Source organism: Ignavibacteria bacterium, from assembly GCA_025612375.1.
GTDB lineage: Bacteria > Bacteroidota > Ignavibacteria > Ignavibacteriales > SURF-24 > JAAXKN01.
Map to the genome: position 1 here is coordinate 99,274 of JAAXKN010000005.1, position 14,020 is coordinate 113,293.

General features: G+C 44.0%; 13 protein-coding genes. All 13 read right to left on the reverse strand.

The window, feature by feature from the left end; translation table 11 throughout:
• Positions 1 to 35: 35 nt before the first annotated feature.
• A complete protein-coding gene (gene holA / locus HF312_05475) occupies positions 36 to 1,052 on the reverse strand; it encodes a DNA polymerase III subunit delta (GenBank protein MCU7519647.1) in 1,017 nt (338 codons plus the stop codon).
• A 3-nt stretch (positions 1,053 to 1,055) separates the two neighbouring features.
• Complete coding sequence (locus HF312_05480) at positions 1,056 to 1,631, reverse strand: peptidylprolyl isomerase (GenBank protein ID MCU7519648.1); 576 nt, start codon at positions 1,629 to 1,631, stop codon at positions 1,056 to 1,058.
• A gap of 148 nt (positions 1,632 to 1,779) precedes the next feature.
• Complete coding sequence (gene uppP / locus HF312_05485) at positions 1,780 to 2,631, reverse strand: undecaprenyl-diphosphatase UppP (GenBank protein MCU7519649.1); 852 nt, start codon at positions 2,629 to 2,631, stop codon at positions 1,780 to 1,782.
• 13 nt (positions 2,632 to 2,644) lie between these two features.
• Positions 2,645 to 3,304, reverse strand: coding sequence for a hypothetical protein (locus tag HF312_05490; GenBank protein MCU7519650.1), 660 nt, complete (start codon positions 3,302 to 3,304; stop codon positions 2,645 to 2,647).
• Positions 3,301 to 4,389: a flippase-like domain-containing protein gene (locus HF312_05495; GenBank protein MCU7519651.1), complete on the reverse strand. Its 1,089-nt coding sequence runs from the start codon at positions 4,387 to 4,389 to the stop codon at positions 3,301 to 3,303. Before HF312_05495 ends, HF312_05490 begins: the two co-directional genes overlap by 4 nt.
• Entirely contained in the window at positions 4,376 to 5,005 is a 630-nt protein-coding gene (locus tag HF312_05500; GenBank protein MCU7519652.1) for an outer membrane lipoprotein carrier protein LolA, read from the reverse strand. The genes HF312_05495 and HF312_05500 overlap by 14 nt, the downstream gene beginning before the upstream one ends.
• Positions 5,006 to 5,045: 40 nt before the next feature.
• Positions 5,046 to 7,529, reverse strand: coding sequence for a DUF87 domain-containing protein (locus HF312_05505; GenBank protein MCU7519653.1), 2,484 nt, complete (start codon positions 7,527 to 7,529; stop codon positions 5,046 to 5,048).
• Positions 7,530 to 7,545: 16 nt separating this feature from the next.
• The gene (locus tag HF312_05510; protein ID MCU7519654.1) at positions 7,546 to 8,295 is read right to left on the reverse strand and encodes a 2-phosphosulfolactate phosphatase; all 750 of its coding nucleotides are present in this window, start codon (positions 8,293 to 8,295) and stop codon (positions 7,546 to 7,548) included.
• 149 nt (positions 8,296 to 8,444) lie between these two features.
• Positions 8,445 to 9,530, reverse strand: coding sequence for a glycine cleavage system aminomethyltransferase GcvT (gene gcvT, locus HF312_05515; GenBank protein MCU7519655.1), 1,086 nt, complete (start codon positions 9,528 to 9,530; stop codon positions 8,445 to 8,447).
• Between the two features lie 11 nt (positions 9,531 to 9,541).
• A complete protein-coding gene (gene fsa / locus HF312_05520; protein MCU7519656.1) occupies positions 9,542 to 10,186 on the reverse strand; it encodes a fructose-6-phosphate aldolase in 645 nt (214 codons plus the stop codon).
• Between the two features lie 387 nt (positions 10,187 to 10,573).
• Entirely contained in the window at positions 10,574 to 11,071 is a 498-nt protein-coding gene (gene tnpA / locus HF312_05525; GenBank protein ID MCU7519657.1) for an IS200/IS605 family transposase, read from the reverse strand.
• Between the two features lie 627 nt (positions 11,072 to 11,698).
• Positions 11,699 to 12,235 carry a hypothetical protein gene (locus tag HF312_05530; GenBank protein MCU7519658.1) on the reverse strand — a complete coding sequence of 179 codons (537 nt, stop codon included), beginning with the start codon at positions 12,233 to 12,235 and terminating at the stop codon, positions 11,699 to 11,701.
• A gap of 101 nt (positions 12,236 to 12,336) precedes the next feature.
• Entirely contained in the window at positions 12,337 to 13,905 is a 1,569-nt protein-coding gene (locus HF312_05535) for a T9SS type A sorting domain-containing protein (protein ID MCU7519659.1), read from the reverse strand.
• Positions 13,906 to 14,020: the final 115 nt, after the last annotated feature.

Below are 14,020 nucleotides of genomic sequence, written 5' to 3' on the forward strand. Positions count from 1 at the left end.
CCCATTACAGTAAAATTACCGGTTTTCAGGCAAAATCACTGAAAAATCTCCGCCAGAAGGATCGTAATGACGGTTTTGGGGTCGGCTGAAGAGGTTTTTACCGTCAGATCAGCCTTAAAAAGGGCACGTGCAATTCTTAAGAGCCTCTGGTCCCTGTAATACATGGCTGCCTTTTTGTAGTCCTTGTAATAAAAGGGATGGGTTCCAATAATTCTTGCAGCCTCGTTATCGGGTACATTGCTCCTTGTAAGTTCAGGCACCTGTGCAACTGCCGTAAAGTACCTGTTCAGCATGGAGATAATAAAAAGAACTTCTTTCCCCTTGTCCAGGAGGTTATATGCTGTTTCCAGAGCCTTTGTTTTATTGCCTGCACCCAGTGCATTCTGAAGGTCGAAAATTGTAAACTCTTTTAAGGCCGAAGAGATATTAAAAATCACTTCACGCGTAATTTCCCTTCCCTCGCCAAGGTAAGCAAAGATCTTCTGGAGCTGCATTTCAATGAGGCTCCTGTTCTCCCCTATGGTATCGATAAGAAGCGCCGCGTTTTCCGGAGAGATAACCTTGCTTTTTTTGGCTGCGTATTTGACAATCCAGGAAGCCAGTTCATTCCCTTTGAGCTCGTTGGCCTCGAAAAGGTATCCTTTCTTAAGAAATGTAAAATAAGGCTCGGCCTCTACGTTTGTAATATTGCCCAGCTTTGTAAAAACTACTGTCGTAAAGGAGGGAGGATTTTCTACAAAAGCCTTCAGCTTTTTTTTATCCCCCTTTAACTCATCAAAGTCCTTTACAATCATCAGTTTTTTTTCACTTCCGAACGGGAAGGCGGAGGCTGCATCAATTACCTCCATTGCGGTTCTTTCCCTTCCGCTTATTACTTCCTTGTCAAAGTCGCTGGAAAGATAAGGCTGCAAGGCCACTTCAACGGCTCTTGCAGCGTTTTCAATGCTGTAGCTGTCTTCGCCATAGAAGAAGTAAACGGGAAGGAAAGTATCCTTCTTAAGGAACTTTCCTATTGTATATATAGACGGTACGGGAACTTTCGATTTTGCCATTTATCAGCGGGTTTCAAATATACTGTTTACTTTCTTAAATCTTTTTTCTACTGTAACCTTGTCCATTGCAACCGGATTTATAGGTCTTCCGTCGTTGGGGCCCATTTGGGGCTTTATTTTCTCAGATGCAATTTTATCCACAACGTTCATCCCTTTAATGACCCTGCCGAAAATGGTATAATTTTTAGGAAGCTGCGGAGCGTCGTCTAAAATGATGAAAAACTGCGAGGAATTAGTATTCGGGCCGCGGTTAGCCATAGCCACAACGCCTCTGACGTAGCCTTCCTTGTAGCTCAGTGTTTCCGGGTTCAGCTCGTCTTCAAAAGTTGCCCCGTAAATGCTCGATCCTCCGGCACCTGTACCTGTCGGGTCGCCTCCCTGAAGCACGTAGCCCTTTGCAATGCGGTGGAATATGACACCGTTGTAGTAGCCGGCAAGGCTGAGGCCTATAAAGTTAGCCGCGGTCTTTGGAGCCTCTTTTGTATAGAGTTCTATTTCTATGTCGCCAAATTTCGTCTTAACGGTTGCAACCGTAATCGAGTCCTGGCTTTTGCTCATGAGCTTGCCGATTGCCGCCATGTCTATATCGAAGCTCTTTTTTGATGAATCCTGAACCTGAGCTTCATTTTCTGCTTTCTTGCCAGATGAATCCGATTTCTGGCATCCAAGAAGCAGTGCCATAAAAAGAATTGAGACCAAATATCTGTACATTCTGAATTCTCCTTTTTCAGGGTTTAATAATACTAAAACCAATTAAGCCTAAAATTGTAACTCCTAATATTATTCTATAGAACACAAAAATAAAAGTAGAATTTTTTCTTAAAAACTTAAGCAGAAAATCTATTGCCAGATAACCCGATATGAATGCGGCAACAGTAGCAAGGACGAGGTTTAAGGCTGCACCTTTATCCAGGTACGGGAGCGATTCCTTGAATTCCAGGAGTCCTGAGGCCAGAACGGCCGGAATAGAAAGAAGGAAAGAAAACCTTGCCGCAGTCTCGCGCGTAAAGCCGAGGAAAAGCCCGGCTGTAATTGTTGTGCCCGAGCGTGATGAACCGGGTATCAGTGCCAGGCACTGAGCGCAGCCGGCCAGCAATGAATCGAGCCATGTAATTTCTTTAATGTCCTTTCTGAAGGTGCTTACCTTTTCTGCAATTGCAAGCAGTATGCCCAGGATTATTAGGCTGAAAGATATAACCATCAGGTTCTTTGTAAAAGTCCCTTCAATCTGGTGCTTGAAGGCAAGGCCTATAATTACAACCGGAATTGTGCCTATTATAATGAACCATCCCAGGCGCGAGTTCAGGCTCTGTTCGGTAAACTTCTTCCTTTGCGTCAGGTTATCCCTTAAAAATTCAGAGATGATATGAATGATATCATTCCTGAAATAAACCAGTACAGCCAGGAGCGTTCCAAGCTGAATGACTGCCATAAAGGCGGTCCAGCGCTCGGGAAACTGTTCAATCATCTGCCCGGCCATCAGTTTGCCTGCAAGTATGAGGTGTGCCGTGCTGCTTATAGGAAGGAATTCGGATAATCCCTGTATAATACCCAGAATTATTGCTTCAAATACGTTCACTATTACTCCATTTTTAGAACATGTATGTAAGGCCGAGTCTTATTCCGGCTGAAATTGAGTTCATATTTACATCTTCATTAGCTATGTTATTGTAGGCCAGCCTTGTATTGCCGCTTTTAGGCGTGCCTATAAAATCCATTCTTATTAGCCCCTGGATGTTTGCATAAAGGTTGCCGCCAAGCGACGTGCTTCCGTCGGCCTTAAGGAGGAGTCCTATGCCTGAAGATGTGTAGTTCACGGCAGAAGAATAGTAGGAAAGAGTCTCATCCACCGATGCCAGCCTGTAGCCCGCGCCGCCGCCGAACTTAAACTTGTAGCCATTCCCGTTAATGACATAATATGCCATTAGTGAAGGCATATGAATGGTGTAGGAAATGTCGTATTTACCCGCCTTGAAGTTTACCGTATTGTAGGAAGACACGGCAAGCGCGTACTCAACTCCCATCTGGAAGTGCTCTGAGATCTGGCGCCCCACTTCGCCGTAGAATTCCACGTTTGTGTTTACGGAAGAACGCTGATCCTCACTTGTGGCAAAACTCGCATTAATATAATCATTAAGCGAGGGCGTTGCGCTCATGTCTATGCCCATTCCGGCGTTGATTTCGAAAAGCTGACTCTGGGCATTTGCCCTGACTGAAAACAGCAGAAGAACAAAAAATATTATCCTTTTCATAAGCTGTCCATGTTAGTTTCGATAAAATCTACCAGTTTTTCCTTTTTACCGCTTTTCTTTGAATACCTGTAATTAAGAAAGAAGAAAAAGAAGAGTGCCGCAACAATAAAAACAATCGTGGAAACGGCGTGGTTTAAGACCGCATAGGCAAGCCCCATCTCGCTCGTAAATCCGAATAAGATCACAAGGGCCGTCTGCGTAATAACGTGATATGAACCTGTACCGCCGGGAGTAGGTATTACAACGCCAAGCGAGCTGATTGCCATAAGCACCCAGGCCGTGGTAAAGCCTACGTCCTTCATGTTCTGCATCCCGAGGCACAAAAACCCCAGATAAGCGTTGAGTGAATAGGCCAGTATAATTGATGCCGTAAGAAGAACCGTATAAATGATGTTATCAAAGCCCTTGAGGCTCGCAAAGCCTTCAATGAGCATGCTGAAAATATTAGCCAGCTTGTGGGCTGTTTTCAGTGAAATGCGGCTTACCAGCTTAAGTATTATGCTGTAAAATTTTTCCTTGAACTTTATAACCAGGAACAGGAATATAATTACCCCCGCCATAAAAACTGAAGCCAGGTAAAGACTTGATTTAAGCCATGGGAAGCTTTCATAAAGGTTGCCGTGATAAATAAACACGCTTATCAGCAAGGCCGCAATAAATGCCACCACGTCAATTACCCTTTCAACAACCACCGTCCCGAACATCGAGGTCCCGGAAAGCTCCTCCCAGCGCCCTAAAAGCACTGCACGCGAGACTTCGCCCAGGCGGGGTATAACGCAGTTTACGCCGTAGCCCACCATGAGTGAGCCAAAAAGATTTACTACCGAGGCCCCGGGTTTAACGGATCTCAAGATAACCTTCCAGCGCACGGCACGCAAAAAGTGGGAAAACAAAAGAGATACTATAAGTACAAGAACCCAGTGCCACTGGGTTTTGCCTATAATTCCCATGACATCACGGAAGCGGACACCATAGAAGGCTATATAAAGAAAAATCCCCGTCAGTATGAAGGAGAATATTATGCCGGCAAACCTTCTTGCCTTAGCTTTATTCCCCTTGACCGGTGTAGTCTTATCTGAGGTCAATAACTTCACTTCCTTTAGGTGTTTCAAAGGTGAACATGCCGGAATTAAGCTGCGGGTTTACCTTGATGTTGGAAAGCTCAAAAGCATATACTGCTCCCGACTTGTCCGTAACCTCGGCTTTCCTTACCATGCTGCTGTTGTCTGCCCAGATCCTGACAGATTTGAAGTTTCCTCTTCCCCCTTTGGAATTAAGGCGGATAACTTCGCACCTTGTGCCGCTTACCATTTCTGAGGGAAGTGACTCCACACTGCTGTTTGCAGGGTAGTCGAAAAGAAGCTGCCTGAGTGAAAATGACGAAGCGTCGCTGCTGTTGACGTCATTAATTATTACTTTCTTGTTCTTTTTATTGTAGCTCCAGACGGTACTGCCGTCGGATACAAATTCAAGGCCGCGGAATTCTATCCTGTACTTATTGTCTTTCTGGAAGTATAGCCTGCCCTTTGCCGAGGAAAGCTGCCTGTCCTTTGAAAGCGCGCCTGTCTGTACAAAGTCGGCCGTAAGTGTGCTGATCGATTTATACTTGTTCTGCAGGTTTTTCAATACCTGATTACTTTGTGCAAAGAGCATAAAAGGGATCAGTGAAAAAATTAAAACTGCTGAAGTTTTCTTAAACATTTTTCTGACTCTGAAATTTCTGCTTTAATATATTATTGTTTTATAAAGCTCTTAATATTGTTTCAAGCTGTTCTTCATCTTCAATTAAGACCGCCCTTACCTTGCTTCCGTCTGCGCCTCCAACAATGCCTGCTTCTTCAAGCTGGTCTACAATTCTGGCCGCACGGGAGTATCCTAGTTTAAGCCTTCTCTGAAGAAGAGAAACCGAGCCCTGCTGATGCCTTACAATTACACGGGCGGCATCTTCGAACATCGGGTCTTTATCGGCAAGAAATTCCCCCTGCGCTTCTTTTTTCTTCTCGTATAAAGAAGGAAGGAAGTAGCGTTTTGAGAACCCTTCCTGCGAATAAATGTAATTTGTAATTTTCTCCACTTCGTCGGTGGAGATAAAAGCATTCTGGATTCTGATCGGCTTCGGGGTTCCGCTCGGCAGGAAGAGCATATCGCCGCGTCCTAAGAGCTGCTCGGCGCCGTTCATGTCCAGAATTGTACGTGAATCTATTTTTGTGGCTACCTGGTAGGCCACGCGGGCCGAGAAGTTAGCCTTAATAACACCCGTAATAACGTTAACCGAAGGCCTCTGTGTTGCAAGCACCAGATGAATGCCTACGGCTCTTGCCAGCTGTGCCAGGCGCGCAATAGGCTCTTCAACCTCTTTGCCCGCCGTAATCATAAGATCTGCAAGCTCATCAATAATCACTACTATATAGGGAAGCTTGTAGTGCTGCATGTCCTCGGTATCCTTGGGCTTGCGCTTTGGATCTGATACCTTCAGGTTATAGTCCACAATGTTCCTTACACCCGCCTTAGCAAGCTTATTATAGCGCTTTTCCATCTCATATTCAACAGATTTCAGGGCAAGCAGGGCGTTCTGCGGACTTGTTATTATCTCTTCTTCCAGGTCGGGAGAAACGGCAAGAAAATGCTTATTTAATTTCCCGTAGAAGGAAAGCTCAATTTTCTTCGGGTCCACAATTACAAACTTTACATCCGAGGGATCTTTTGCGTACAGAAGGCTTGTAATTATCATGTTTATACCGACGCTTTTGCCCGATCCGGTGGAGCCTGCAATAAGCATGTGCGGCATCTTGGCAAGATCAGTAATATAGACCTCGCCGGCAATGGTTTTTCCAAGTGCAAGCGGAAGTTCAGCCTTAACATCGTTTATCTTTGCTATTGCGGAGCGGGCATTTACTAGTGCCGCCTCGGCATTCGGTATTTCAACGCCTATTGCGCTTTTGCCCGGAATAGGGGCAATAATTCTAATTCCGCGTGCTGCAAGTGCAAGGGCTATGTCGTTTTCAAGGCTTACAATACGGCTGATCTTAACTCCCGGCGAAGGGACAATCTCATACAAAGTAACAACAGGTCCCGGGGTAACGGTTATGTCTTCAATTTTTATGTCGAAAAGGGCCAGTTTTTCTTTCAGGAGCTCGGCATTTCTTTTCAGTTCTTCTTCAGCCACCTTGTAGCTTTCTTCAGGAGCCTGATCCAGAAGCGCCAGGGATGGCTTTTTATATGGAATTGTTTCTTCCCACTGGTTCGGAAGCTTTGCTTCCTCATCCTTGTCAATTACGTCTTCAGGAATGTCGGTAAATTTCTTTTTTTCTTCCTTTTTCCCCGTTTCCTTTACAGGAACTTCCCCGTCTAAGAGCACCTGGGGCACATGGTCTTCCACGGCTTCCAGCTCGGGCTCATTTGAACGGACAATTTTAATTGTGGTTTCTTCTTCCTCTTCTCCTGCGGCCAGCATAGGATCTTCAGAAACGTCCTCAATGTCCAGCTTCTGAGGCTTCTGTTTCTTAGGCTTTTCCGCCTTGAGGTTTTTAATTTTCTCCAGGTTCCCGGCAGTCTTCGATTCCTTTTTCTCCTGCAGGTTTTCCTTTGCTTTTTCAAGCATCGCCTCTGAATGCTCAAAAAGGCTCCTGAAGAACTGAAGGATGGGGCCCAGTTTTACGTCAAAGGCAATTATAAGTGTAACGAGCATTAAGGTGGAGATAAGTATAAGGCTTCCCAGGCCTCCAAGCATTTTGCCTAAAGAGATACCGAGGAATCCACCGGCGTTGCCCGAGAGCTCATTGACGTCGCGGAAAAGGTTAAGCTTAAAGCGCAGTACGCCGAAAAACGAGGAAATGAGTGCCCCCGAGGCCAGAAGGAAATTTGAGAGATTTAAGGCCAGGCGGTAGTTTCTGCTTACGGCAATTGAATAGCCCCAGATAAAAAGGATCACGGGGAAAACGACGGAACTAAAGCCGAAAATTGAGTTAACGAGAAACGAGGCTACATAAGCCCCGGCAAGCCCCACCAGGTTGTGTGTAGACTGGCTTCTTTCTGCCGAGACATCTGAGAGGCTGTTTGTAAGGAAAGCCTCGTCCGCGGCCGAATAAGAAATAATACTCAGCAGTATAAGCAGGGAAAAAACCACAAGAAAAATACCGAGTATCTTCTGTTTTTTTTCCATGGAGATTTTAAAATAGTTTTCTCCCTTTGCAGGTGAGCTGCCGGTCTTTTTCTTTACTGCCATTATTCTAAATACTCAATTAGCCCTGAAATTCGTTAGTACGGGGCTTATTCAGGATTTTTACCATTCCGCCCGTAAAATAAGGTATGACTTCCATACCGCCTGCCTTGGCGCAGAATGCAATATCCTGTTCAAACCCGTTTTCAATGAGCAACTTCCCGTGTTCGCATTCGGCAAGTATTTTATGAATGCTTTTTCCATAGGATTTGCTTAAGACCACGCTGGCCCTGGAGGAATCCGTAAGTTCCACGTCTTCTTTGAGTTTCTGAATTTCCGTTACCAGCTTCCCGGCACATATGGTGTCATCAATGCAGAAACTCCCATTGCGCCCTGAGCAGACGATTTCAACATCCTTACCGAGCTCAAAAAGGTGCTGAGCAATGCTTTGTATGTTCTGAAAGGAACAGATATAGAGATTTTCCGAAAACTTTGCCCTGACAATAGCTTTCGAACCGTTTGTAGTAAAAAGAATTATAGATTTACCGGCTACAACCTCGTGCGTGTATTCAAAAGGAGAATTTCCGAGCTGAAAACCTTCGATCTTTTTTGTGTTCCGCTCACCGCCCAGAAGCGTCTGTCCTCCGAAAGCATTCCCTGAGACTTTCATCGCAAACTCAATTGAATTTACGGGAATAACTTCTCTTGCTCCGTTAAAAAGAGCAGTAACAATTGTTGTAGTGGCTCTAAGGACATCAATAACAACTGAAGTTTTACCTGAAAAGTAAAGCTCGTCGGTTTGTGAGGGTGAAAAATGTACGTTTAGTTTCATAGTCTTTAAGTTTAATGTTCAATTCCGGTACTTTGTAATCAAATCTTAGCGTTAATTTCGGAAATATTCACTGATTATAGACAGGCATCACCGCTAAAGATAACCGGGCATACGCCTCAGAGGCGCATGCCACAAAATACAAATTAATTTTATTTTTTTACAAAAGGAAGTTTTACGAGCTGTGCCGGGATCTCTTTTCCCCTGATGAGGAAATTAACCTGGGCATCTTCCTTTACGTATTCCGCGTCAACATAACCCATGGCAATAGGCTTTTCCAGCACAGGGCTTACGGTTCCGCTTGTTACGCAGCCGACTTTCTTTCCGTCAACTGTAAGCTCATAGCCCTGGCGCGGGAAAGCTTTTTCATCTGAAACCATTGCAACGAGCTTTCTTTTAAGTCCTTCAGCTTTAACTTTTAAGAGAACGTCCTTTGCAATAAAGTCACTGGGCTTGTTAAGTTTTGTAATCCAGCCAAGTCCTGCTTCAAGAGGGTTTGTAGTCTGGTCTATGTCGTGCCCGTAGAGGCAGAAGCCCATTTCAAGGCGCAGTGAATCTCTTGCACCCAGGCCCACGGGCTGAATGTCAAATTCCTTACCGGCTTCAAAAAGCTTATTCCACACGTTTTCGGCAACTTTAGTATCGCCCTTGAAATAGAGTTCATATCCCAGTTCTCCTGTGTAGCCAGTGCGTGAGACTATCATGTCTACGCCTGCAACTTTAGCCTTGAAGAAGTGGTAGTACTCCAGATCGATCTTTTTGTCGCAGAGTTTCTGCACTGTTTCCAGCGATTTAGGGCCCTGGACGGCAAGAAGAGAATATTCATCGCTTTCGTCGAGGATTTCGACGCCGAAGGTGTTGTTTTCCTTCATCCAGTTGTAATCCTTATCCTTGTTGGATGCGTTTACAACGAGCATGAATTCCTCATCGGAAACTTTGTAGACCAGGAGGTCATCTACGATGCCGCCATTGGCGTAGCACATAGCTGAATACTGAACCCTGCCCGGTGTAAGCTTTGAGGCGTCGTTAACAGTAATATACTGCACGAAATCCAGCGCCTTTTGGCCCTTAATAAAAACTTCGCCCATGTGAGAAACGTCAAAAACACCCACCGAATTTCTTACCGCCTTATGTTCGGCGATAATGGAGCTGTACTGCACAGGCATCATATAGCCTGCGAAGTCGATTAGTTTGGCGCCCAGATTTTCGTGAACCTGGAATAATGTGGTCTTTTTCATATTTCCTTCAATTATTGGTTCAATTTTTTCCAATCTTTTAAGAAATTCTCCAGGCCGGAGTCGGTCAGGGGATGCTTAAATAACTTGTCTATTACGTTAAAGGGCATGGTTGCAACGTCGGCGCCGATGAGCGCTGCATCAACAAGGTGCAGGGGGTGGCGTATGGAGGCAACCAGAACCTCGGTCTTAAAGCCGTAGTTGCGGTAGATCTGGACTATCTGGCTAATGAGTTCCATTCCGTCGTGGCTAATATCGTCCAGGCGGCCTACGAAGGGGCTGATGTAAGTTGCCCCGGCCTTTGCTGCCAGGAGTGCCTGTGAAGGTGAAAAGCAGAGTGTAACGTTTGTATTTATGCCTTCCTGGCTTAAGGTTTTAACGGCTTTAAGGCCTTCTTTAATTAAAGGGACCTTAACAACGATATTTTTATGTATCTGTGAAAGCTCGCGGCCTTCTTTTACAATTCCGTCGTAATCGGTAGAAATGACCTCGGCGCTTACCGGGCCGTCTACGATCTTAAGGATTTCATCCAGGAGTTGGCGGAAGTTTTTGCCTTCCTTAGCAACCAGGGAGGGGTTAGTAGTAACGCCGTCAAGAATACCCAGGGCCGCAGCCTCTTTAATTTCTGAAATACTGGCGGTATCTATGAAAAATTTCATTAGCAGCTCCTCATTTTATAATCATCATGCATATGTCAGGTGTAAGTCAAATCAAATTGATAACTTATTACCCATAAACGAATTACTAAGGCACAAAGTTACGAAATTCACCGACAAAGTACAAAGCAGTAATGGGGTAAAGAAGCGATTTGCAGGTTCATTAATTTGGATGGAATTTCAGCCTTTTCCTGATAAAGGGTTCAAAGAGAGCAAATACAATGTATTTCGATTTTGCCAAGAAAAATTGTAAGTCCTTCGAAGAAGGACGTAACCTTAGTAGCCCAGGGTTACAAATCCCCTTTAGGGGATGCCGTAACCCTGGGGAAATGAATCCCCCACCCCATCCAAGCTCCGGTCAGGAGCGACACATCTCATGAAGATGATGGGTCATTGGTGATAACGATTCATGAGAGATGACATTTCATCCTCAGAAATCCAGGTAAAGAGGCGTTTTTCATCATAATCCACACCAAAGTCCATGAGGATCTTTGTGTATTCTTCCCTGAAGGACCTGTGCCTGTGGAATTCCTCCTGGCTGAGAATATATTTAATTACCTCTTTAGACTGGCTCTTGGAGTATGAGAATGCCCCGTAGCCCGTCTGCCAGGAGAAGAGACTATAATGAAAGGTTTTCTTTATGTATCCTGATGAGCATGCCTTTATGTCCCTTACCAGTCCAGAAATAGAGGTATCCGGATATATAGATATGAATATATGCATGTGATCTGGCATTGCCTTTATGGCCATCAGCTTAGCGCCCTTATTCTTTACGATCCCTGTAATGTATTTCTCCAGGTGATCAGAAAAAGAAGGGCTTATCCTAAAATTTCTTAATTTGACTGCAAATACCAGATGGATGTAGATCTGGCTAAATGTTTGCGTCATAGCTGCTCCTATTTATGCGGTTTGGAAAGGGATTATGTGGCTTTGGATATGAAACAATTTAATCCGGCTGTAATTGCAACTGTGTGAAACGGGGCACAATTATATGTCCCGATCCTGGGTTTGTGTTTTGCCGGATCATGTTTTGATCATGGTTTATGTGTCGCTCCTGATCGGAGCTTGGATGGGGTGGGGGATTCATTTCCCCAGGGTTACGGCATCCCCTAAAGGGGATTTGTAACCCTGGGCTACTAAGGTTACGTCCTTCTTCGAAGGACTTACAATGTGCGTTGTTATAAATGATCACATTTTTTTGATTGAGCATAAATAAGAAAGCCGAAGCTGAGCTTCGGCTTGTTTGACTGAAATTTAACCGTACTAAAACTTTATTTAACCAATAAATTCCGCCGTTATGTCCTTGCCTGTTTTGGCTGAAAGGAAACGGAATGTTGCAGGATTGAAATTTTCATCCTCAACAAGTTTGATCTTTACAAAATACTTGAACTGTAGTAAGAGCAAGCTGGAGCCAGGAGAATGAATTTCACAAAATCTTTAGATAACATAATAAATATTTATCATTTTTCATGGCCTTAACAAGACACTACAGCTCAGTCATGAATACCTTTTTTGCTATTGCAAGTTCTTCAAAGCCTCAATGACTTTGCTTCCGAAGTAGTTGGGTCTTGGATTCCGGTTTGGTTTTCTGAGCTTCCCTTCAGAATCATAGGGTCCTGAAGAGTAAAGTGTACCTAAAATATCGGGGGCCATATCAATCGGGAAGCCTGATTTCTTCCAGCAGCTCTGAAATATTCTTAAGTAAGCGGCTGCATAAAGTATGTTCATGGAATCATTACTTAGTTTACTGATTATCTCTTCAGGACTTTTACTTAAACTGAGTACCCCCTTGTACTTATCGCCCGGGTAGAATTCATTCTGAGAATTACTCAACTGAAACTCTATCCAGTATGCCGTCTTCATCTTCACCTGGCAGAACCCGAGGGAACTGTTAAGTCCCGAGCGTGCAATGATTTCATCCAAAGCCTCGTCTTCCCAGTTATAGTTGAGAGTCCTTTCCGTGTAAATGATGACCTTGAGGTAAAGGGGGCTAATGTCAAAGAGCTTTGAAGCCCTCAGGATTTCTTTTTCGTGTTCTTTTATCTTTCTCAATGTAACGCTGTTATCCTCGGAGTGCAGCAGACTGCTTAAGAGTAAAAGGACCGGGATTAATGGTAATACCCGGTTCTTTAGAAAAAATATGATCAACATTCTCATTTAAGGAGGGTCATTTTGATTGATTTCTCAAAGGAATTGTTTTCTGAAATGACGTGAATTCTGCAGACGTATATTCCGCTTGGAAGACTGGCGGCATTGATATTTGTTTTATGAATTCCCGCAGGCTTTTCACCGCTGAAAACATGCATTACCTCTTTTCCCAGCATATCGTAGACTTTAAGCTCCACATGGCCGGAATAAGGCATATTATAGCTTATTGTAGTAGATGGATTAAACGGATTGGGATAGTTCTGAAGAAGGCTGAATTCCTCAGGGCTGAAGTTTTTTTCTTCTACGGCATCTGTGAGCTTTTTATATGAATAGAGTATTGCTCTTCCGGAACATTTATAGTCGTTATAATCAGGCCATAGGGGTTCATGAATCAACACCTCGGCACATCCATCCCCGTTTATATCTCCAACAATTGACATATTATATGAATAATAGAACCACTTATTAGTTCCTTCCAAGCTAAAGGATTCCATGGTATCAATGACACTTCCGCCATAATACCCGAAAGCCTTTCCAACCATTACGCCGGCCTTGTTTATATACTCTCCATTTCCAATTATAAAATCATAGTAACCGTCACCATTAATGTCCCCACCAGAGGCAACATCATCATTATTTTCCGTATGTGAAAAGGATACCACACTGTCTGGGCTAAAATAAACGTGATTATATGCAAAATCAGTAATAATAAAATCATTCCGCCCATCCTTATTCAAGTCACCTGCGTTTCTGATTGCACGGGTGAAACCGGATATTCCAAGGGGGTCAGTGAGTATTTTACCGGGCTTATCACTGAGTGTGTGGCCTCCAAAGTAGAGAAAAGCCATTCCTGAAGATCCTGTGCTAAATGAACCGCTTACAAGGAAATCCTGATACTTGTCGTTGTTTACGTCGCCTACACCAATAATCTCTTTCCCGAATAAATAGCCCCTATGCTTTAATGAATCAACGGGAAGGTCAATCTGAAGAGCGGGAGTTGCAGAGAGGGTCCTTCCTCCCAAGAATACAAAAATCCGTCCTGTTCCATTATCCCAGTCGTCTACCGAACATATAATGTAGTCACCGTATCCATCGCCGTTTACGTCACCAATGTTCCTGCCCATTGTGTAAGGATGTTTGAAGTAATTCGGGAATTTATAGGAGAACTTAGGAATAGTATCGGAATCTTTACCTCCATAATATATCCTGAATATGTTTGGTAGATTTGGATAACCGGGATTAACCGTATCTTTTTCTCTTGTCATAATGTCACTAAATCCATCCCCATTTACGTCACCAATCGGGGCGATGTCTTCACAATAGAACACTTGGGCAGGCTTCAAGTCCTTCAGGTTCTTAGAGCCGTAGTAAAGTTCAGTGTGCTTTACATATTGCACGATAAAGTCAGACAGCCCGTCGCCATTTACGTCCCCCACACCGGAACTTTTCCAAAGGCCGTCAGCAAATGAAGTCCCATGGAATGAAGTAACATAGTGAAGGCTGTCCTGAGAGAATACCACTGTAGAGATGAGCTGAAAAAGAATAGCAATAAGTACGAAAGTAGTTTTTTTCATAAATCACCCAACTAAGAAATATGTTAGTTCCAAATTACGAAAATTTAATTAATATCACCGGCATGGAATTGACCATACCGGCATAGTAACATAATTAAAAAATCCCCCAAGCCCC

Bases quoted from the DNA above. Each gene is read 5' to 3' on its own strand.
- holA (MCU7519647.1), bottom strand. From the start codon at position 1,052: ATGGCAAAATCGAAAGTTCCCGTACCGTCTATATATACAATAGGAAAG.
- HF312_05480 (MCU7519648.1), bottom strand. From the start codon at position 1,631: ATGGCGGCAATCGGCAAGCTCATGAGCAAAAGCCAGGACTCGATTACG.
- HF312_05490 (MCU7519650.1), bottom strand. From the start codon at position 3,304: ATGAAAAGGATAATATTTTTTGTTCTTCTGCTGTTTTCAGTCAGGGCA.
- HF312_05500 (MCU7519652.1), bottom strand. From the start codon at position 5,005: ATGTTTAAGAAAACTTCAGCAGTTTTAATTTTTTCACTGATCCCTTTT.
- HF312_05505 (MCU7519653.1), bottom strand. From the start codon at position 7,529: ATGGCAGTAAAGAAAAAGACCGGCAGCTCACCTGCAAAGGGAGAAAAC.
- HF312_05510 (MCU7519654.1), bottom strand. From the start codon at position 8,295: ATGAAACTAAACGTACATTTTTCACCCTCACAAACCGACGAGCTTTAC.
- gcvT (MCU7519655.1), bottom strand. From the start codon at position 9,530: ATGAAAAAGACCACATTATTCCAGGTTCACGAAAATCTGGGCGCCAAA.
- fsa (MCU7519656.1), bottom strand. From the start codon at position 10,186: ATGAAATTTTTCATAGATACCGCCAGTATTTCAGAAATTAAAGAGGCT.
- tnpA (MCU7519657.1), bottom strand. From the start codon at position 11,071: ATGACGCAAACATTTAGCCAGATCTACATCCATCTGGTATTTGCAGTC.
- HF312_05535 (MCU7519659.1), bottom strand. From the start codon at position 13,905: ATGAAAAAAACTACTTTCGTACTTATTGCTATTCTTTTTCAGCTCATC.